Genomic DNA, 20,451 nt, shown 5'->3' on the forward strand with positions numbered 1-20,451 from the left:
AAAAGGAGTTTTTGTTTTTATGATTTCAATTCAGCACTTACAAAAAAGTTTCGGAGATAATACCGTACTAAAGCATATAGATTTAACAGTTGAGAAGGGCGAAGTTGTTGTTATTATCGGGCCGTCTGGATCTGGTAAAACGACATTCTTACGTTGTCTTAACGTGTTAGAAACGCCAAACGCTGGTAATATTCGTATCGGTAATAAAGAGCTTAACTTCTCTCAAAAAGTAACGAAGAAAGATATTGTCAATCTTCGTACGCAAACAGGTATGGTATTCCAGCACCATAATCTATTCCCGCATTTAACAGCACTTCAAAATGTAATGGAAGGGCTCGTTACAGTGAAAAAGATGGGGAAAGAAGAAGCGAAGAAAAAAGCAAACTATTTCCTTGAAAAAGTTGGTCTTGCGGATAAAGTAGACTTATATCCGTTCCAACTATCAGGCGGACAACAACAGCGCGTTGGAATTGCTCGCGCGCTTGCGATGGAGCCGGAAGTGTTACTATTTGATGAGCCGACGTCAGCACTTGATCCTGAACTGGTTCAAGAAGTTCTGAAAGTAATGAAAGAACTTGCTAAAGAAGGCATGACGATGGTCATTGTAACGCACGAAATGCGCTTTGCACATCAAATTGCAAACCGCGTTATTTTCATGGATGGTGGCGTTGTTGTCGAACAAGGTACACCAGAAGAAGTATTTACAAATCCAAAAGAAGAACGTACGAAGAAGTTTTTACAAATGTTGCAATAAATTAAGGAAGGTCTCAAGGCATATGCCTTGAGACCTTTTTGCCATATATATTTATTTGTGGAATCCGCCAAGGCTTTGCTCAGCCATTGCAACTAGACGTTTTGTAATTTCGCCACCAACAGAACCGTTAGCACGAGCTGTAGAATCTGCTCCTAATTGTACACCAAATTCTTGAGCGATTTCGTACTTCATTTGGTCGATTGCAGCTGTTGCTCCTGGTACTACTAATTGATTTGAAGAATTTTGGTTTGCCATAGGAATATATCCTCCTTAGAGTTATAAAAATTTTTTTGGTTGGACTAGCTGGAGTTGAACCAGATTATCGCCCCGTTTGGCGCTAATCCATCGGTAATTAAGTTTGTACTCATAGTATGGATGTTACCTAGAAAGATATACGAAATAATAATTTGTAAATTTTGTAAAAAAATCTTAGTGATTTCGTAAATTATGAAATAAGAGTAATCGTTTTATTTTTTAGAAAGAAGGTAAAACTAAGAGCGATATGAAATATATTTTTCTTTTTGTATCCTGCTATTTTGAGGAGAATTTAAGTAAGAATGGGGCAAGCTGCTCCTATACGTAGCTAGATACAATTATATGGAGGAATCGTGATGGGAATTTGTCCGCTTTGTAACGCATTAGAATCACAAACATATTCTTGTCAAAATTGCCAAAGTATACTCCAAGATTATGGGAAGGCTGTAGATTACATAGACGATTATAGTGCGTATATGGACCAAGAATTATTGAGTGCAGTAGATGGATTAACACATAATAATTCAAATGAATATTGCAATCATATTTTTTATTGCGGAGTATGTAACGTGGAAACAGAGGTTGTCGTAAAACTTGTGTAAATAGAAAACTTCCACCTTATGAATGAGGTGGAAGTTTTTGTTTTCGTATTTGTGAGTGAATCATAGGGGACGGGATATGCTCGTTGTTTGAGGAAGTCTCTGATTTTATTTGAGACATTTTTTCTTTTGTATCGCGCAAAGAATGTTCAGTTAAGTAGATGGCATATTCGTAAAATAATTGGCGCGTTAGTTCACTCTGTTCTTTTAACTTGGCATCTTGGAATACAGTTCGCCCTGGTTTAGAGTTTGCTTCAAAGAGCCATGGGTTTTCCTGCGTGTCTAAACCGATATCAAAACCGATTTCTCCAATATTTCCGGTTACTTGTTCATCGAGCGCATAACTAATTTGTAAAGCAGTATGTTTTAACTTATTCTCAATTTGAACTTGTTTCGTTGAATCTGGAAAAAGTTCTTGAAGCAATTTCGTATCGCCACCACTATTTACATGTGTTGTTAAACTACCTTTGCCAGCAATTTTTGCCACGATTGCACTGACCATCCATTGGCCGAAATGATTTTTATTTGTATGAATGCGGAAATCAACAGGTTGCCCATCGAAGCGAAGTAAGGAAATACCTTGTTGTACGATAAACTTTTTTAAATCATGTCCTTTTAACACATGGTTCAGAAGCGTTTCTAATGATTGGTACTTTCTTAGTTTATTTTCTTCATTTTCGCGATAACGACAGTAGTAGCAATTCTCTACTTGAGAATAAAATAGTTGATGAATATTTCTACCAAAGCTACCATGAATCGGTTTCATGTAAATTGATTTATACGTTCCGAGAAATCGTTCCACTTGTTCGAAGTGCTGAAATGTTTCTGTGTTTGGTAATAACGGCATAATGGATTCATCTTTCACAAGAAGTTGATGCACTTCCCATTTATTAAAAAAACCTGGGTTAAACCATGGAATCGCATAGTCATGCTCTAACTTTCTTTTTGCTCTTACGATCGGTTTATAATTTTCGGCTTTCCGATTTGGTAATCGGTCGTAAATGACATTCGGTAAAGGTACTTTTTTCTTTATCCACTTTTCCTCTTGAAAGAAATACCCTTCAATTGTTTCGTCTTCCCAGTCTATATGTTGCACACCAAAAACGAATACAAATGGTCGCAAGGTGAATGGTGGCGTTAGTAACTCGCCAAGAGAAGTGGAACGGTTCCCTAAAGGATTAGAAGCGTCATCGGTAAAACCAGTTGTGAAAATCCCGATTAATGGTCCGAAAATAATCGTTTGGTTTTGTGTGAATGCATGGATAGTAGTGGAATGAGGAAGTAAAAGTTTCTCTGCAATTTGTTTTCCAATAATGATTTCGCGAGTAAAGGAATAATGAATTTTTACCTCTTTACTTGCAACATGGCGTAGGCCGAAGGAAAGGGATGTAATGGGTGGTGTAATGGAAAAAATATAAGGTAAAGTAATACTATTTGGATGCTCATCTGAAATATTTAATGTATATATGTGCTCTTTCAAAATAGACTAACCTCCTTTCATTATGGTGTAAAGCGACTAAATTGTAATGGTCCGTGATATATTTTTTCGGCTAATGAATCACTATAACGAATGTAATGTTCGTACGGAGGAATCGTGTTGACATACATAAGCCAAATTGCCCCTTTTTGATCCATAATAGTGGAAAGCTCTAGCTCGAATAACGAAGAATAAGATTGATCTAGTGTTTGAAACACTTCATTTATAATGTCTTGTAAAGCGTCCTGTAATAATTGGACACCGGTACTAGATAGTACGTATTTAATTTTTGAAAATGCATGCAGCGAGGAATCATCAGTTGCCGAAAGTAAAAGTTGATTCGGAAATGAACTTTTTTGTATAAACTGACCGATAACGTTCCACTTCTGTTCTTTATTTTTTTGTAAAATGGTCCGAATATGAAGTGGGTATGTTAATTGATTTGGTGGTTGCAGCATTGTATGGGTGATGTAACGTGCTGATCGTATATTAGATTTGTACCAAGATATAAATTCATCAGTCCGTTTGATGGGAGTAGAAATATGATAGGCATCATTTATTGTATCAACATGAAACGTTTTATTTTTATAAACGACCCGGTACAGACTTTCATTGGAATGTGCGTTAGTAGGACGTATAATAATATCTTTTGTTTTTAATAACAGTTTGAAAACGTTGTGTATCGTTGCTATTTCAAATTTTGGTATATAAGGTGATAATTTTTTATTCATGAGAAATACATCATGTAGTTCGCTTAGATCAATGAGTGTGTTATTTAAAAAGGTAGTGGAAGGACGGTTGTGTAATGAGTGAATAATTGATTTTGCTTTGTCGAAGTCTGTTTCCTCATTAAAAGAAGAACGATCATATATATAAGAAGGAATAGGGAATGTTTGCTCTTTCCATTTGCCTGTATCTGTATCATAAATCAGACCAGAAATAAGGTCTGTTTTAGGATCAATACAAAATGGCGTAAACTGGGCAACGACATTATGATAAAGCCGAGCGCGTTTAGCGATTTCGGTGTAATACGTTTGCTCATAATGAGGCTGAGAAGTTAAAATACCGAGAACCAACGAAATCACTCCTTTACTAACAAAATGTTGGCATAATAGGCGAAGCTATATATTGCAAATACGTTTTTATACCATTATACTTTTGTCCGTATGATGATATGCTATAGTTTTGGAGAAGCGAAAGGTTGATTGTAATGAATATATGGTTAAGTATGTTAACGACGACAGGGCTCGGAGCAATTATTGGAGGATTTACAAATCATTTAGCAATAAAAATGTTATTTCGTCCTCATCGCCCTATGTATATTGGAAAGTTTCAAGTCCCATTTACACCAGGATTAATTCCGAAGCGCCGTGATGAGCTTGCTGTTCAATTAGGGAAAATGGTTGTAGAGCATTTGTTAACACCAGAAGGAATCGGAAAGAAGTTAACAAATGAAGAGTTTCAAAAAGGTTTAATCCACTGGACACAAGTAGAAGTAGATAAAGTAATGACGAATGAACAGCCACTGCGACACATGTTAGAAAAATGGAACGTAGCGCATGTAGAAAAAGAAGCAACTGAGAAAATCGAACAGGTAATTACAGAAAAGATTCGGGCATTTTTAGAAGAGTACTATACATATACATGGGAACAGGCTTTACCTCAGTCTGTTCATGAAAAAATAGAGAATGCGATCCCAAATGTCTCAGCGTTTATTTTAGATCGAGGAATCAGTTTTTTTGAAAGTGAAGAAGGGAAAGCTCGTCTTTCAAAAATGATTGATGATTTCTTTGCTTCTAGAGGAGCATTGCTGAACTTAGTCGGAATGTTTTTAGGGAATGTAAGTGTAGTGGATCGTGTGCAGCCAGAAGTCATTAAGTTTTTAGGGCAAGATGGCACAAAGCAGCTTTTAACTGATGTACTGCAAAAAGAGTGGGAGAAGTTAAAAGGAAGAGATGTAAAAGAATTAGAAACGTTTGTAGAAAAAGAAATGATTGTAAACTCCATATTGTCAGCTGTTAAAGTTGAAGAAACAGTGAGTAAGTTTTTCAACCAATCTGTGCAGCAAGTATGTGAACCGGTTCGAGAAACAATGATAGAAAAAGTAGTCCCAAGCGCAGTAATGAAAGGCTTGAAGTGGGGAGTAGAAAACGTAGAAAGTATACTAAATAATCTCCACTTGGCGGAAATTGTCCAGCAAGAAGTGTCTACATTTTCAACGGAGAGACTAGAAGATTTAGTGTTGTCCATTACAAAAAATGAACTAAAAATGATTACGTATTTAGGTGCCTTATTAGGCGGAATGATTGGAATCATGCAAGGGTTATTACTGTTGTTTCTTAAATAATAAGATATGCACATACAAATAAAAGTGAAATTTCTTCACATCTCTTGCATAGTTTGATATGGTAAGAAGAGGTGCGTATGTAAATGCACGTAAAAGGCAGTGCGAGAGAAAAGCGCTAGCCTTCTAAAGGAGGAAAAATAAAATGACAAAAAACATTCATGATGTAGCATATGAATTACAAAAAGCAATCGCTGAAAACGATGACTTCAAAACGTTAAAAGAGAGCTACGCAGCAGTTCAAGCTGATGCTGCTTCAAAGAACTTATTCGATGAGTTCCGTACAATGCAACTTAGCCTACAACAAAAAATGATGCAAGGTCAAGAAATTACTGAAGAAGATAACCAACAAGCACAAGAAGTTGTAGCTCGCATTCAACAAGATGCTAAAATTACAAAGTTAATGGAAACTGAACAACGCTTAAACGTTGTAATCGGCGACGTTAACAAAATTATCATGAAGCCACTTGAAGAGTTATATAGCGCGCAACAACAAGCGTAATGAGAGAAGACGCTCCTAGTATAGGGGCGTCTTTTTTGTTTGTTATTTTTTATTTTTTGAAATACTCAGTCTCAATATTCTTCTCCTTCAAAAACTTTTCAATTTCTTTTTGCTTCCTACCATTCACTTTCTCAAAGCGTTTTGTAAAAGAAAAATCAGTCTTGAATAAGTTACCATCTTCAGTTAGTTTTTCTAATTCTTGCTCTAGTTCTACTGAAAGTGCCGTAGACGATGAAATATATTCATGAATTTCCTTCGAAGGCTGTTTGTAATCAGCAGGAATCGTATTGTTACTAATAAAATGATGGAAGTTCGCATCGTTTTGTTGAGCTAAATCTATTAGTTTTTGTAATTTCTCTCGGTCGGATTCAGTAACCTTCTCGTCAGACATGGCTGACGAAAGTGGAACGATGTTTTCGTATAGCTCTCCGCTATAATCTAAATAAGTTTTTATATTTTGTTTCATTTCATCTTCATTAATCGTTTCATTTTTCTTTGAGGAAGTGAATATAGTTTCCGGAATTTTAATCGTAACATCTTTAATAGATTGTACATCGTTTTCTTCCTTAGGTTCTGCATTGTTTGAACAAGCTGATAGAAATAAAACTGTAAGTAGCATGAGTGAATATAAAGTATATTTCTTCATTTTAATCTCCTTTTTTATTCATTAGTGTCTTTGTAAAATAGCTATATTCCATTTCAAATACTTTACTAAAGTTGCGTATAGATGTTTGACCATTTGATAACATATGACGGATATGAGTAAACCGCTGCAAAAAGCGATGAACACATTGTAAACATCGGAGTAACTAATTTGATGAAACCCTTTAAAAAATCCTAACCCTATTAATAAAATAGGGGAAATGATTAATACTGGAGTGGCAATGATAAGTGCTAGAAGAATCGGTAATAAAAAGAGTAGTACGAAAAAGGCGATAAAGATAAAGGCAAAGTTTAAAACACTTAAGCTCATAACAGAAAATAGTGCGGTTATCATATTTTTAAAGCTTCGTTTCTTGTCAGCATTGCTTATTGCATAGGAAACAGTAAGTTCTTTAGCGATCGTTTTAGGGTTTCCTAGTTTTCTAGAAATTTCTTCTTCACATTTCCCATCTTGTTTACCACTGATAAAATGAGTTTCATACTCTGAGATAATATCTTTCTTTTCTGCATTAGGCATATTCCGCAGGGAAGAACTAAGTTGTTCTAAAAATTCACTTTTGTTCATAATAATCACTTTCCTTTATAGAATGATGAATGAAAGCTGAGAATCGTATCTTTTGAAAAGGGTGCTGTGAATTACAATTAATGGGTATTCCAGTATTTACAAATATATCATTTAGTATTGTTCTTTGCAAGGTACTAATATTTTTTTAATACTGTGATGAGATGGAAGTTTTTTCAGCTTTTTTCGAGGAGATATAAAAATATTATTTTAGGATAAGCAAAGGATTGTAAGCGCATTCTCTAGTTGTTGTCAAAATAATGTCATATTCATATTGTTGGAAAAATAATGCATTTGTAATATAATGATAAATAATACTTCACCACATTAATTAACTAGGTGAAGTTAAAAATCTTTATTACACAAATTATGAAATAAAGGAATGATTAGTTTGAGTACAGGTGTAAAAGCAAACGACGTGAAGACAAAAACAAAAGGAGCAGATCTTGTTGTTGATTGTTTAATTAAACAAGGTGTTACACATGTTTTCGGTATTCCAGGAGCGAAGATTGACTCTGTATTTGATGTACTGCAAGAAAGAGGACCAGAGTTAATTGTTTGTCGTCATGAACAAAATGCAGCGTTTATGGCAGCTGCGATTGGTAGATTAACAGGAAAACCGGGTGTGTGTCTTGTAACTTCAGGGCCAGGGACATCAAATTTAGCGACAGGTCTTGTTACTGCGAATGCGGAGAGTGATCCCGTTGTTGCTTTAGCTGGTGCAGTTCCGCGTACGGATCGATTAAAACGTACGCATCAGTCTATGGATAATGCTGCACTATTCGAACCAATCACAAAATATAGCGTAGAAGTAGAGCATCCTGATAATGTGCCAGAAGCATTAAGTAATGCATTTAGAAGTGCGACTTCCACAAATCCAGGAGCTACTTTAGTCAGTTTGCCGCAAGACGTTATGACTGCGGAAACGACTGTAGAGTCTATCGGTGCGCTTTCTAAGCCACAGCTTGGAATCGCTCCCACACATGATATTACATACGTAGTAGAAAAAATAAAAGCAGCGAAATTACCGGTTATTTTACTTGGTATGAGAGCGAGCACAAATGAAGTGACGAAAGCCGTTCGTGAATTAATTGCGGATACAGAACTTCCAGTCGTTGAAACATATCAAGCAGCTGGTGCGATTTCACGTGAGTTAGAAGATCATTTCTTCGGCCGCGTTGGATTATTCCGTAATCAACCAGGTGATATTTTACTAGAAGAAGCAGACCTTGTTATTTCTATCGGTTATGACCCAATTGAGTATGATCCAAAGTTCTGGAATAAACTTGGAGACAGAACGATTATTCATCTTGACGACCATCAAGCAGATATCGATCATGATTACCAACCAGAGCGTGAATTAATTGGTGATATTGCCTTAACTGTAAATAGCATCGCGAAGAAATTACCGAAACTTGTATTAAGTACGAAATCAGAAGCAGTGTTAGAACGATTACGTGCGAAATTATCAGAACAAGCAGAAGTTCCAAATCGTCCTTCAGAAGGTGTTACGCATCCACTTCAAGTGATTCGTACACTTCGTTCTTTAATTAGTGACGATACAACCGTTGCATGTGACATCGGTTCCCATTCTATTTGGATGGCGAGATGTTTCCGTTCTTATGAACCACGTAGATTATTATTTAGTAACGGTATGCAAACGTTAGGTGTTGCACTTCCTTGGGCAATCGCAGCTACTTTAGTAGAACCAGGTAAAAAAGTAGTTTCTGTATCAGGTGATGGTGGTTTCTTATTCTCAGCGATGGAGTTAGAAACAGCGGTACGTTTAAATTCTCCAATCGTCCATCTCGTTTGGAGAGACGGCACATATGATATGGTTGCATTCCAACAAATGATGAAATACGGCAGAACATCCGCTACAGAGTTTGGCGATGTTGATCTTGTGAAATATGCGGAAAGTTTCGGGGCGTTAGGTCTTCGTGTTAACACGCCTGATGAATTAGAAGGTGTATTAAAAGAAGCACTAGCAGCAGACGGCCCTGTCATTATTGATATTCCAATTGACTATCGTGACAACATTAAATTAAGCGAAAAATTATTACCAAACCAATTAAACTAATGGAGGCAGATTTGAGATGACTGTTGCGCAATTAATCGATATTGATGCAAAAAAAACGAAAATGAGTAATGAAGTATATCAAACATCTACAATGCTTGCGCTATTAGATGGTATATATGATGGTGTGATTAGCTTTGAGGAATTGAAAGAACGCGGTGATTTCGGCATCGGCACATTTGATCAATTAGATGGTGAAATGATTGCATTTGATAATGAATTTTATCATTTACGTTCAGACGGTTCAGCGGAAAAAGTAGAGCCAGAAGAAACAACACCGTTTGCGACTGTAACGTTTTTTGAAAAAGAAATGAGTTATACGATAGAGCATCCGATGAATCGTGAAGAAGTGGAAGCATTATTACATGAATTAATGCCGAGTAAAAACTTATTTTATGGTATTCGAATGGACGGTACGTTCCGCGAAGTAAGAACGAGAACTGTTCCAAAACAAGAAAAACCGTATACACCGCTCGTTGAAGTGACGAAATCACAACCAATCTTCTCATTTAAAAATACAGAAGGTACGCTAGCTGGCTTTTGGACGCCAGATTATGCGCAAGGTATTGGTGTAGCGGGTTTTCACTTACATTATATTGATGATGAAAGAAGCGGAGGCGGACATGTTTTCGACTATGTTGTTGAAAACTGTACGATCCAAATTTGTCAAAAAGCTCATATGCATTTAGCACTTCCAGAAACAGCTGACTTTATGACAGCTGAATTATCAAGAGAAAACTTAGAGGATAATATTGCGACTGCGGAAGGTGCGGAGTAAAAGGGAGGGACTGTTCCATTTTGGAACAGTCTTCTTTTATTTGTCGGTAAGTCGATATTTCTTGTCGAATCGTTGATATCGTTTATTTCTTTGAAACAAACGGATGCCCCTCATAATAAAAACGCCACGGATAATGTACAGCTTCTTCTGCATAGTCGATGTTAATACGAGGACCTGCTGTTATTTTATATTGTGATGATATGTGTTCTTCTTCTGGGACGAGTTCAATATGTAATGTGTCACTTTGTAATGATACGCCTCGTTCTTCTAGAGTAATTCCGAGTGCACGGCATAGTTTGCCAGGTCCGTTCGTTAAGTTTTTATATTGCGCTTTTGTAATATCCGTTTTGTTGTAGCGCGCTAGTTTTATTTCTTCTATTCCATCTACCGGCTCAAGGGCTCGAATGAGAACGCCTTGCGGGGTGCCAACTGGCGCTGTAATGACGTTAAAACAATGGTACATACCGTAAATTAAATATACGTAAGCATGTCCTGGTGCGCCAAACATAACTTCTGTCCGATCTGTTCGTCTGCCACCGTAACTATGTGCGGCCTTATCATCCGGACCTTTATATGCCTCTACTTCAACAATGATTCCGCTTCGCTTTATTCCGTCTACAATATGAACAAGTTTTTGCCCGAGTAATTTTTTTGCGACTTCTAACGTATCGCCTTCATAAAAGGAAGGTGGTGCCTGCATTGTACTATCTCCTTTGCTAAGTGTATATGTATATAGTAAACCAAATTTTCAGTAGTAATTCTAACTCGTTCTATTTGCTACATTTATTTCATAAATTATGGATAGAGTACAACAGCGAAGAGGGGGAGTGCGACATGATTTATCGCTTACTAGCTCTTAATATAGATGGGACACTACTATACAACAACGGAAAAATTGCAAAAGGATTACGAGAAACAATTGAATTTGTAAAAAGAAAAGATGTATACGTTACATTATTTACGAGTCGTAATTTTCAATCCGCTCATAAAGTAGCAAAGGCGTTAAAATTAGATTCTATATTAGTGACACACGGCGGTGCTTTCGTTTCAGCAACGTTAGATAAGCCTTATGTTCAAAGAAGATTATCGGAAGAGAAGACGTTTAACATTGTGCAAGTATTAGAGCATTTTGACTGTAACGTCCGCATTTCTCATGAACGGTTTTCAATCGGAAATCGTGAGAGAAATACACCAAACTTAATTGCACGTACTGTGTTATCGAGTGCAGATCCGTTATTTTATCCAGTTCAATTTGTAGATTCATTAGGTGATGCGCTTCGTGATCATCCAGTCGCGGCTCCAAAAATTGATGTTCTTTTCCAAACGAAAGGTGAAAAAGAAAGAGGAATGAATACATTAAGAAAAGCGTTTCAAGATATAGAGTATGTTGAGTGTGATTCAAAACGAATAGAAATTTTGCCGCAAAATGTATCAAAATTACGCGGATTACAATTACTTGGAGAGCATTTGAATATTTCGCTAAATGAAATGGTTGCGATTGGTGATAGCATGGAAGATTTAGAGGTCATTGAAAATGTAGGGCTTGGGGTAGCGATGGGGAACGCGCCTGTAGAGGTAAAACAAGCGGCCGACTGGATTACACGTTCAAATAGTGAGAACGGCGTAGAGTATATGATTAAAGAGCATTTCCGTAAACAATTCCCACTTCCGTTTTTGAAGAATCATAAAAATACACCGAAATGATGAGAGAAAAACGTAGCTTTTTGGCTACGTTTTTTTATTGGTTTTATTTTAGAAATGAAAGCGTTCTATAAAGGGGAATTGTGTCTAAAATGTATACAATTCACTTGAATCCCTTAGCAAACTGTTGTAAAGTGGATGATGTTGCCAAAATAGTTACACCACATGAAATATTCTCCATGTTAATTTTATTGAGCGTCCATACGCAAAAACACTTCGCATGTTAGTTTCGTTCACGTATGATTTCAAAAATGCATTGTAGTCATTTTATTAATTAGTTGTAGAGTTTCTTTCGTCTATTTAAATGGATTATTTTAAGTTAATGTGAGTAAGGATTGGTACATATGAAATGAGCTTCTTTTCATAAATCTAGGAATTTTAAAAGGGGGAATGAATTTTTTGAGGAAATCATTTAATCAAAAAATAAAAAAATTAAGTAGTAGTTTGATAGTTGTGTTATTAGTATGCATGAATTTTTTAATCCATTTACCAAATAAAGCAGAGGCAGCTACAATAGAATTAAAAGGTTTAGGTGATGTATCTTATTACAACGCCGTCATTTTTGGAAATCATAGTGCAACGAGTGCGGATATTGAAGGTGCGATGGCCATTCAAAAAAATATGAATGCATCAAGTTATACAGTCTTAGCAGCTGCAACAGGAGCGCATAACTTAGCTGGAGCAACATGGGTAGAGGAAGGATATCCCTCATTATTACTAGGTGGTCAATTTACGAAAGCGGGAACAGGACAAGTAATTATTCAAGATGGAACAGTGGCGATGACAAAAGATGGTGATCCAGAAGGTGCAATGAAATCATCATATGACCGTATCTCTTATAAAGAGCAAGCGGAGATTGATGCTAAATTTAAAGAGTTTAGAAAAGATGTTAATAGTGTAATTGAGGATGCGGGCCAATTACATACTGATAAACCCAAAATGGGTATGACCTTTGGAATCGGTGAAGATGTAAAGAATCCTAATATTTACGTTTCTTCAGGATTAGAAGGGCAAGAACCATTCAATGTAAAAGACGTTTTTCTTCCGAATGTAAGTAACAAAGACTTTATTGTTATTCATTCAGATGCAGAAGAAGTTAATTTTGGTGGCGGTGCAATCCTGTATGATACGACGGATAAGGGCGGGTTCACATTAGTTAATACATCTCAAGCATATGACCCTAATTCCTTTTTTACTGAGTTAGCTAGTAAAGTCATTTGGGTGTTCCCTAATGCTAAAAAGATAACAACTAAAGGATATGGTGTAGTAGGAAGTGTATTTGCGCCTAATGCAGTTGTAGATACAAAGGGTGGTTCAATTAACGGACAAGCCTTTCTTGGCGGATTAAATCAAAGAGATGGCTTTGAGGTTCATAACTTTAAATTTAATTGGCCGAAATGGAATAAGCCATCCGTTGAAAAAGTAACAGGCCAATTTGAAATTGTAAAAGTAGATGCAAGTGATGAAACAAAGTTATTATCAGGTGCCGAATTCGAAGTGTATAAAGATGGTAAACAAATAGATACATTACGAACAGATAAGACAGGTAAAGTAATCTCTAAGAAATTAGAACCAGGTAAATATACATTAAAAGAAACGAAAGCACCAGAGGGATATAAATTAATAAAAGAAGAAATTGAAGTTAATGTGGAAGAGAACAAGGTAGTATCAGTAATAGTTAAAAATGTGAAAGAATTGGGAAGCTTACAGGTAATCAAGAAGGATGCTGAGAGCAAAAATGTGCTAGAAGACGCGGAATTTAGACTGAAAAACGAAAATGGTCAAGTAGTTGGAGGGATAAAAACAACAAATAAAGATGGTGTTGCTATATTCGAAAACTTAGTGCCAGGTAAGTATACGTTAGAAGAAACGAAAGCGCCAGAAGGCTACAAAGTGAAAGAAGTTAAAGTAGAAGTAAACGTTATAGCAAATGAAGTAGTGAAACGAGAAGTATTGAACGAAAAAGAACCAAGTAAAGGTCCAGAAAATCCAGGCGAAGAAACAGAAAATCCAGGCGAAGAAACAGAAAAACCAGGTGAAGAAACAGAAAAACCAGGTGAAGAAACAGAAAAACCGGGCGAAGAAACAGAGAAACCAGGTGAAGAAACAGAAAAGCCAGGCGAAGAAACAGAGAAGCCGGGTGAAGAAACAGAGAAACCAGGTGAGGAAACAGAAAAGCCAGGCGAAGAAACAGAGAAACCAGGTGAGGAAACAGAAAAGCCAGGTGAAGAAACAGAGAAGCCAGGTGAAGAGACAGGAAAACCGGGTGAAGAAACAGAGAAACCAGGTGAGGAAACAGAAAAGCCAGGCGAAGAAACAGAGAAGCCGGGTGAAGAAACAGAGAAGCCGGGTGAAGAAACAGAGAAGCCAGGTGAAGAAACAGAGAAACCAGGCGAAGAAACAGAGAAGCCAGGTGAAGAGACAGAGAAGCCAGGTGAAGAGGCAGAAAAACCAGGTGAAGAAACAGAAAAACCGGGCGAAGAAACAGAGAAACCAGGTGAGGAAACAGAAAAGCCAGGCGAAGAAACAGAGAAGCCAGGTGAAGAAACAGAGAAACCAGGTGAAGAGACAGGAAAACCGGGTGAAGAAATAGAGAAGCCAGGCGAAGAGACAGGAAAACCGGGTGAAGAAATAGAGAAGCCAGGCGAAGAGACAGGAAAACCGGGTGAAGAAACAGAGAAACCGGGCGAAGAGACAGGAAAACCGGGTGAAGAAACAGAAAAGCCAGGTGGAGAGACAGGAACACCAAGTGAAGGAATGGAAAACGTAGATAAAGAAAAACCTACCTTACCAGAAAAAGGACAAGGTGCGTCTCATGCACAACTTCCAGCTACAGGACATGATATGAATTATCTACCATTCATTGGTTTTGCTCTTGTTTTATTAGGAATACGTCTTAGATTTATGATTAAAAATAGTTAATGGTTTTATAAAAGGCATAAGAGAAATGTTATCTCTTATGCCTTTTAGTTTTTTTGTTTAAGCTTCAATCACTTTCAGCATTCGATTTAAAAATGCGGCTGCTTCAGCGCGTGTTGCTGTGCCTTTTGGTACGAATTCATTTCGTTCGTTCCCTTTTACGATTCCGTATGCGTAAACATTTTGTAATGCCTTTTTATCGTATGCTAAGTTTTGGTCAGTGAATGGTAATTTCACTTCTTTTCTATAAATCCATTTATATTCTAGTGCACGGTCAATCATAATAACAGCTTCATCACGTGTTATTGTAGCATTAGGATCAAATTTATTATTCCCACGACCATTAATGATACCTGCGCTAGCGGCGCGGTTAATTCCATCTACTAAAGATGGATGTGCTTCGTTTAAGTCTGTGAATTTAGCGTTTCCAGCAGGTAATTTTAAAGCTCTCGACATTAAATTTGCAAACTCAGCTCGTGTTACGAGACGGTTTGGCCAGTAAGAACCATTTCCATCACCGAACATGATTTTTCTAGCAGCCAATTGACGAATGTCTTGTTCATACCATCCACCTGTAATGTCGTCTTTTTCATGAGGGACTTCTGGCGGCGGAATAACATCTTTACGATTTTCATTATAGTAAGCGTTTGTGCCCTTTAAGAAAGCATCCCATTGCCCGCGTTGAATCATAAATGCAGGACAGTTTTTTCCGCTCCAAAATTGATGTTTTTGCACGTGATCTAGGGAGATGTTTAATTCGTTCATTAAGTAAGCAGCTAATTTTCGGGCATTTTCTACAGCTTTCGTATAATTTCCATCACTATTCACAGCAATTTCAATTCCGATAGATTCATAGTTTCCAGTTTTATCTCCAGCATGCCATCCAACTTCATTTAATGGAAGATGTTGATAAATTTCTTTGTCATCCACTGTAAAATGCCAAGATGCTGAACGATCAGTATTTCCGCGGGCTTGATTATCTAAGTACTTCGCGTGATTTAAAGCATTCGCACCTTTACTTGTATTAGCAGTTTCGTGAATTGTTATGTATTTTGGTTCCATTGCGTAGCCAGGGCGAATATTTTCATTCCCTTTTGGGACGATCATTTCTTTAAATGTAACACCATAAATATTATTTGTAAGTAAATGAGATGGTGTTTTGAAAAATGCTGCGCTTCTATTTTCTATAGAAACTGTTTTTTCGAATAATGATGCTTTCGTACCTTCGAATGTAGCTGAAGGAGCATAAATCCATTTCTCAGTTCCGTTCATTTGAATGTTAAACCAATTCCCAGCTTGTTCAGTAGGAGTTACTGTTTGTGGCTGTAATTTCGTTTCTTCTTTAAACGATTGGAAAGGGAAGGAATATACTGATGCTTCTTCTGTTACAATTAATTTTTGATTCGAGAGTTTATGAATCTCTTGTATTTCTAAACTATTATTTTCCTTATTAACCCAGCCAGTACCAAACGTAGTTTGTATGTAATATGCATTTCCTTTTTTCTTTGTTGCCTTTACTACTGGTTCAGCAATTTCAATATTTGTTTTGGTTTTTAAGTCGTTTGAATCGTATAGTGGAAGTTTTGTTGATAAGTGGAGAAGATATTCACCTGAGATTTCAAGGCCGTTTTCTTCGTCATGTCTATGCTGTTTTGCATGTTCTTCAATGCTTTTTAAAGCTTGCTCATCCGTAGACAATTCCGCAGTTTTCTCTATGCTTTCCGCGAATGAATGGATAGGTGCTACAAATGTTTGTAATGCTAAAGATAGTGCTAAAATATTGTAAAACTTTTTTTTCATAGTTGTTTTAACACGTGATAGTCTTTATGTCGTGTTAAGAGTCCTCCTTTATATGTATTTAAATTAGTAGCAAGTACTAATACGTTCTAGATTGTAACAAGAGTATATTACAATGTCTATACAACTAGAGAAAGTTCATTAAAAATCAATATTCAGTTTGTTTTAAATAGGATATGAAAATAAGGTAAAACCTTCTGTATTGACCTGCAAACGCCCTTCAAGTAAACTAAAGAGAGTTTGCAAATGAAAAGGTGATAATGTTGTTAATTTCAATTAAAACGTTACAAGATGATCGTTTTTTACGTCCGCTGCAAAATATTGGCGGCTTATTTTTTGAAGATAGTACGATTGGATTTGAACAAGAGGAAGCGAATCTTATCGTTGATATACACATTGAAGAGAATGTGAAAGCATCAGCTCGTTTAACAGATGTTGCGACTGGAAATGTGTATGAAGAAACATTCGCAAAAGATTTATCTGCTTTTACAGATGAAAAAGAGCGTATGAAGCAAGTGAAGCACGTTGTTTCTTATGTATATCTTTCTGTTCTTCAGCAGCTAACTGGTATGGAACAAAGCTGGGGTATTTTAACTGGAGTTCGTCCAACGAAACTTCTTCATAAAATGCTTCAAAATGGTATGTCAAAGGAAGAAGCACACCAAGAACTTCGTGAAAGTTATTTAATTCATGAAGAGAAAATTGAACTTCTTCAACGTATCGTTGATTGCCAATTAGCGGTAGTTCCGGATTTATATCGTTTGAAAGAGGAAGTAAGTATTTATATCGGTATTCCATTCTGCCCAACAAAGTGTGCGTACTGTACATTCCCGGCGTATGCAATTAACGGACGCCAAGGCTCTGTTGATTCATTCTTAGGTGGTTTACATTATGAAGTTCGTGAAATTGGTAAGTTTTTAAAAGAAAAAGGTGTAAAAGTTACGACGATTTATTACGGCGGCGGTACACCAACAAGTATTACAGCAGAAGAGATGGATATGCTGTATGAAGAAATGTATGAAGCGTTTCCAGATGTGAAAAATGTGCGTGAAGTAACAGTTGAGGCAGGTCGCCCAGATACAATTACGCCAGCGAAGCTAGAAGTGTTAAATAAATGGAATATTGACCGTATTAGTATTAATCCGCAGTCATACCATCAAGAAACGCTAAAAGCGATTGGACGTCATCATACTGTAGAAGAAACAATTGAGAAGTATCATTTAGCTCGTGAAATGGGAATGAACAATATTAATATGGACTTAATTATTGGTCTTCCTGGTGAAGGGTTAGATATCTTCAAGCACACGTTAGATGAAACAGAAAAGTTAATGCCAGAATCATTAACAGTTCATACGTTATCATTTAAACGTGCTTCTGAAATGACGCAAAACAAACGTAAATATAAAGTAGCAGGTCGCGAAGAAATTACAGCGATGATGCACGAAGCAGAAGAGTGGACGAAAAAGCATAATTACGTACCATATTACCTATATCGTCAAAAGAATATTTTAGGTAACTTAGAGAACGTTGGTTATGCAATGCCGACGCAAGAAAGTATTTACAACATTGTCATTATGGAAGAAGTACAATCAATTATCGGACTTGGTTGTGGTGCATCAAGTAAATTTGTTCATCCGAAAACGGGAGCAATTACGCACTTTGCGAATCCGAAAGATCCAAAATCATATAACGATGGCTTCGTAAAATATACAGAAGACAAACTGAAAATTTTAGAAGAGTTATTTGCATAAGAAGAGGGGGCTGTTCCAAATCGGGACAGCTTCTTTTTTATATTGTCATTTTTTGTCGATAAGTCGATATATTCGAAAAATCGCTGATATAAATTGAGTTGTGGTCGATATATTTGAAAAATCGTCGATATATTTCAAGTTACGGTCGATATATCCGGAAAATCGCCGATATAATTTCATTTACCGAGAAGTTGATCAAAAACATTTTCATTTGTAAAACAATGTCGATAATAATCAGAAAAATTAGTCAAATCATTAAAGGACAATGTCTACTTATGGACGAAATGATAGATTTATGAAAGAGAAAAGGGGGAAATTGTTGGCATGTACATGACGATAGGGAGAATATTTGATTTAGCTGTTGGTAAGTATCCGAATAAAGAGGCATTAGTGGAACCAGAAAAAAATATTCGCTGGACGTATAAACAGTGGGATGAGCAAATAAATAAAACGGCGCATGCTCTATTAGAAGAAGGGGTAAGAAAGGGCGATACGGTATCTGTTTACTTATATAATTGCCGTGAATTTGTAAACGTTTACTTAGCCTGTGCAAAAATTGGAGCGATCTTTAACCCGATCAATTTCCGCTTAAAAGCAAAAGAAGTATCTTATATTCTCCAGGACGCATCCTCGAAAGTAGTTGTTTTTGAAAAAGCAGTTGAGCCAACCGTGGCTATCATTGAACGAGATTTTCCGAATTCGTCTTTTTGGTATGTAGAAGACGATACACCTTCTTATGCTAGTTCCTACCATGAAAAAGTAAATGCGGCATCTTCTGAAAAAATAGATATTGAAATAGGTGAAATGGATTATTGTTCTATGCTGTATACGAGCGGTACGACGGGTCATCCGAAAGGTGTATTACATCGTCATCGCGAAATGGCTGAGCATAGTATGATTTGTACGTATTTCTTAAAATATAATCGAGATAGTGTTGGACTTGTTGTAGCGCCGTTATATCATTGCGGTGAGTTGAATGCGGGGATCATACCGCGCATTCAAGTTGGTGGAAAGAATGTTATTTTACATCATTTTGACACAGAAACAGTATTACATACAATTCAAGAAGAGAAGATTACGACGTTTTTTGCAGCGCCGACGATGTGGAATATGTTGTTGCAAAAAGATTTAACACAGTACGATTTAACTTCGATGAAGATTGGTATATACGGTGGGGCTGCAATGGCACCAGCATTAGTGAAGGAATGTAAAGAACGTCTTTATATTGATCTTGTACAAATTTACGGAATGACAGAAATGGGACCTGTTGTTGCGTTTCTCGTAGAAGAGGATCAAATTACGAAAGCAGGCTCAGCAGGGACACCGTGCTTTAGTCATGAAATTCGAATTGTAAAACCAAGTGAAGATGCACCGGCAGAGCCAAATGATGTATTGCCTCCTTATGAAGTAGGGGAAATTATTTTGCGCGGACCAACTATGATGGCTGGTTATCATAACCGAGAAGAGGCAAATGCAAAATCGATGTATAAAGGATGGTATCATTCGGGTGATTTAGGTTATTTCGATAAAGACGGTTATTTATTCGTTGCAGATCGCGTGGATGATATGGTGATTAGTGGCGGCGTTAATATTTATCCACGTGAAATTGAAGATTTTCTTCATAGTCATCCTGGTATATTAGATGTTGCGGTGCTTGGTGAGCCGGATGAATTATGGGGAGAACGTGTTGTGGCAGTTGTTGTGAAGAAAGATGAAACAATTACAGAAGCTGATTTAGAAACGTATTGTAAAGAAAGTGATGAATTAGCAGATTATAAACGTCCTCGTCATTATTTATTTGTGGATGAACTGCCTCGTAATGCGAGTGGAAAATTACAAAAATTTGTCCTGAGAGAGTCGCTGAAAGGCGCAAAACAATAAGGAGTAGAACAGTCGTCTATACAGATAAAGCTACCTTTTCTAATACGAAAAGGTAGCTTTATTTTTAAAAAACGATTAAAAAAATGGTATTTATCTTCTAGTCAAATTCTCTTTTATTATTATGTTAAAGTACTTTTTTGTAGCATTAAGCTTTGATTGTAAATGCAAATATCCCGCTTTAAATAAGGGTTTAGTAATTTAATTAGGTGAATTTTATAGATGTAATATAATTTTAGTGTGAGTGGAATAAAGGTATTGGAGGAGTATATTTAAAAGATAAAGATAGTCAGTCATCAGATGACCTTATGAATAAAATGGTCATTCAGTTCGGAAGGTTACTACTATAATAGTAACAAATTAAATGGTGGATGAACAGTCTTGTAATGCACTT

17 protein-coding genes are annotated in these 20,451 nt (G+C 36.6%); 10 read left to right on the forward strand and 7 right to left on the reverse strand.

Features of this window, described 5'->3' with window-relative positions; translation table 11 throughout:
* Positions 1–19 precede the first annotated feature (19 nt).
* Positions 20–754, forward strand: a complete 735-nt coding sequence (locus tag EKQ63_RS05995) for an amino acid ABC transporter ATP-binding protein (RefSeq protein ID WP_000623610.1) — start codon at positions 20–22, stop codon at positions 752–754.
* Between the two features lie 51 nt (positions 755–805).
* Here the strand turns inward: EKQ63_RS05995 and sasP are convergent, their stop codons facing one another.
* Positions 806–1,009: a small acid-soluble spore protein, SasP family gene (sasP, locus tag EKQ63_RS06000; RefSeq protein WP_000013338.1), complete on the reverse strand. Its 204-nt coding sequence runs from the start codon at positions 1,007–1,009 to the stop codon at positions 806–808.
* 356 nt (positions 1,010–1,365) lie between these two features.
* On the opposite strand from sasP, the gene EKQ63_RS06005 reads away from it, so the two are divergent.
* Positions 1,366–1,611, forward strand: a complete 246-nt coding sequence (locus tag EKQ63_RS06005; RefSeq protein ID WP_000510468.1) for a hypothetical protein — start codon at positions 1,366–1,368, stop codon at positions 1,609–1,611.
* Between the two features lie 16 nt (positions 1,612–1,627).
* On the opposite strand, the gene EKQ63_RS06010 is transcribed toward EKQ63_RS06005, so the two are convergent.
* Entirely contained in the window at positions 1,628–3,088 is a 1,461-nt protein-coding gene (locus EKQ63_RS06010; RefSeq protein ID WP_073531107.1) for a YheC/YheD family endospore coat-associated protein, read from the reverse strand.
* 20 nt (positions 3,089–3,108) lie between these two features.
* Positions 3,109–4,161: a YheC/YheD family protein gene (locus EKQ63_RS06015; RefSeq protein WP_073531106.1), complete on the reverse strand. Its 1,053-nt coding sequence runs from the start codon at positions 4,159–4,161 to the stop codon at positions 3,109–3,111.
* Between the two features lie 134 nt (positions 4,162–4,295).
* Between EKQ63_RS06015 and EKQ63_RS06020 the strand changes: the two genes are divergently transcribed.
* Both EKQ63_RS06020 and EKQ63_RS06025 read left to right on the forward strand, forming a co-directional pair.
* Positions 4,296–5,432: a DUF445 domain-containing protein gene (locus tag EKQ63_RS06020; RefSeq protein WP_143880835.1), complete on the forward strand. Its 1,137-nt coding sequence runs from the start codon at positions 4,296–4,298 to the stop codon at positions 5,430–5,432.
* A 142-nt stretch (positions 5,433–5,574) separates the two neighbouring features.
* Positions 5,575–5,931: a YlbF/YmcA family competence regulator gene (locus EKQ63_RS06025; protein ID WP_000164605.1), complete on the forward strand. Its 357-nt coding sequence runs from the start codon at positions 5,575–5,577 to the stop codon at positions 5,929–5,931.
* 49 nt (positions 5,932–5,980) lie between these two features.
* Here the strand turns inward: EKQ63_RS06025 and EKQ63_RS06030 are convergent, their stop codons facing one another.
* Both EKQ63_RS06030 and EKQ63_RS06035 read right to left on the reverse strand, forming a co-directional pair.
* A complete protein-coding gene (locus EKQ63_RS06030; RefSeq protein ID WP_087951478.1) occupies positions 5,981–6,577 on the reverse strand; it encodes an NDxxF motif lipoprotein in 597 nt (198 codons plus the stop codon).
* Positions 6,578–6,598: 21 nt separating this feature from the next.
* Entirely contained in the window at positions 6,599–7,159 is a 561-nt protein-coding gene (locus EKQ63_RS06035) for a DUF1700 domain-containing protein (protein ID WP_087951479.1), read from the reverse strand.
* A 388-nt stretch (positions 7,160–7,547) separates the two neighbouring features.
* Between EKQ63_RS06035 and alsS the strand changes: the two genes are divergently transcribed.
* A complete protein-coding gene (gene alsS, locus EKQ63_RS06040) occupies positions 7,548–9,236 on the forward strand; it encodes an acetolactate synthase AlsS (RefSeq protein WP_088327402.1) in 1,689 nt (562 codons plus the stop codon).
* Positions 9,237–9,252: 16 nt separating this feature from the next.
* Positions 9,253–10,011 (forward strand): alpha-acetolactate decarboxylase, encoded by a 759-nt coding sequence (alsD, locus tag EKQ63_RS06045; protein WP_143880836.1) that lies wholly within the window; start codon positions 9,253–9,255, stop codon positions 10,009–10,011.
* Positions 10,012–10,093: 82 nt separating this feature from the next.
* On the opposite strand, the gene EKQ63_RS06050 is transcribed toward alsD, so the two are convergent.
* Positions 10,094–10,711, reverse strand: a complete 618-nt coding sequence (locus tag EKQ63_RS06050; protein WP_001148786.1) for a DNA-3-methyladenine glycosylase — start codon at positions 10,709–10,711, stop codon at positions 10,094–10,096.
* A 134-nt stretch (positions 10,712–10,845) separates the two neighbouring features.
* Here EKQ63_RS06050 and EKQ63_RS06055 point away from each other — a divergent pair, with 134 nt between their 5' ends.
* Together EKQ63_RS06055 and EKQ63_RS06060 are read left to right on the forward strand one after the other, a co-directional pair.
* A complete protein-coding gene (locus EKQ63_RS06055; RefSeq protein ID WP_087951483.1) occupies positions 10,846–11,715 on the forward strand; it encodes a Cof-type HAD-IIB family hydrolase in 870 nt (289 codons plus the stop codon).
* Between the two features lie 396 nt (positions 11,716–12,111).
* Positions 12,112–14,634, forward strand: coding sequence for a SpaA isopeptide-forming pilin-related protein (locus EKQ63_RS06060; protein WP_143880837.1), 2,523 nt, complete (start codon positions 12,112–12,114; stop codon positions 14,632–14,634).
* Positions 14,635–14,691: 57 nt separating this feature from the next.
* On the opposite strand, the gene EKQ63_RS06065 is transcribed toward EKQ63_RS06060, so the two are convergent.
* Positions 14,692–16,431: an S-layer homology domain-containing protein gene (locus EKQ63_RS06065; RefSeq protein ID WP_143880838.1), complete on the reverse strand. Its 1,740-nt coding sequence runs from the start codon at positions 16,429–16,431 to the stop codon at positions 14,692–14,694.
* Positions 16,432–16,688: 257 nt separating this feature from the next.
* Here EKQ63_RS06065 and EKQ63_RS06070 point away from each other — a divergent pair, with 257 nt between their 5' ends.
* A complete protein-coding gene (locus EKQ63_RS06070) occupies positions 16,689–18,179 on the forward strand; it encodes a coproporphyrinogen III oxidase (RefSeq protein ID WP_140168508.1) in 1,491 nt (496 codons plus the stop codon).
* Between the two features lie 324 nt (positions 18,180–18,503).
* Entirely contained in the window at positions 18,504–20,060 is a 1,557-nt protein-coding gene (locus EKQ63_RS06075) for a fatty acid--CoA ligase (RefSeq protein WP_048655875.1), read from the forward strand.
* The last annotated feature ends 391 nt before the right edge of the window (positions 20,061–20,451 follow it).

The organism is Bacillus sp. BD59S, assembly GCF_007363175.1.
GTDB classification, from domain to species: domain Bacteria; phylum Bacillota; class Bacilli; order Bacillales; family Bacillaceae_G; genus Bacillus_A; species Bacillus_A pacificus.

Coding starts and splice junctions, on each gene's coding strand:
- EKQ63_RS06030 (WP_087951478.1), bottom strand. CDS start 6,577: ATGAAGAAATATACTTTATATTCACTCATGCTACTTACAGTTTTATTT.
- EKQ63_RS06005 (WP_000510468.1), top strand. CDS start 1,366: ATGGGAATTTGTCCGCTTTGTAACGCATTAGAATCACAAACATATTCT.
- EKQ63_RS06025 (WP_000164605.1), top strand. CDS start 5,575: ATGACAAAAAACATTCATGATGTAGCATATGAATTACAAAAAGCAATC.
- EKQ63_RS06055 (WP_087951483.1), top strand. CDS start 10,846: ATGATTTATCGCTTACTAGCTCTTAATATAGATGGGACACTACTATAC.
- EKQ63_RS06075 (WP_048655875.1), top strand. CDS start 18,504: ATGTACATGACGATAGGGAGAATATTTGATTTAGCTGTTGGTAAGTAT.
- EKQ63_RS06035 (WP_087951479.1), bottom strand. CDS start 7,159: ATGAACAAAAGTGAATTTTTAGAACAACTTAGTTCTTCCCTGCGGAAT.
- EKQ63_RS05995 (WP_000623610.1), top strand. CDS start 20: ATGATTTCAATTCAGCACTTACAAAAAAGTTTCGGAGATAATACCGTA.
- EKQ63_RS06065 (WP_143880838.1), bottom strand. CDS start 16,431: ATGAAAAAAAAGTTTTACAATATTTTAGCACTATCTTTAGCATTACAA.
- EKQ63_RS06020 (WP_143880835.1), top strand. CDS start 4,296: ATGAATATATGGTTAAGTATGTTAACGACGACAGGGCTCGGAGCAATT.
- EKQ63_RS06070 (WP_140168508.1), top strand. CDS start 16,689: ATGTTGTTAATTTCAATTAAAACGTTACAAGATGATCGTTTTTTACGT.
- EKQ63_RS06050 (WP_001148786.1), bottom strand. CDS start 10,711: ATGCAGGCACCACCTTCCTTTTATGAAGGCGATACGTTAGAAGTCGCA.
- alsD (WP_143880836.1), top strand. CDS start 9,253: ATGACTGTTGCGCAATTAATCGATATTGATGCAAAAAAAACGAAAATG.
- sasP (WP_000013338.1), bottom strand. CDS start 1,009: ATGGCAAACCAAAATTCTTCAAATCAATTAGTAGTACCAGGAGCAACA.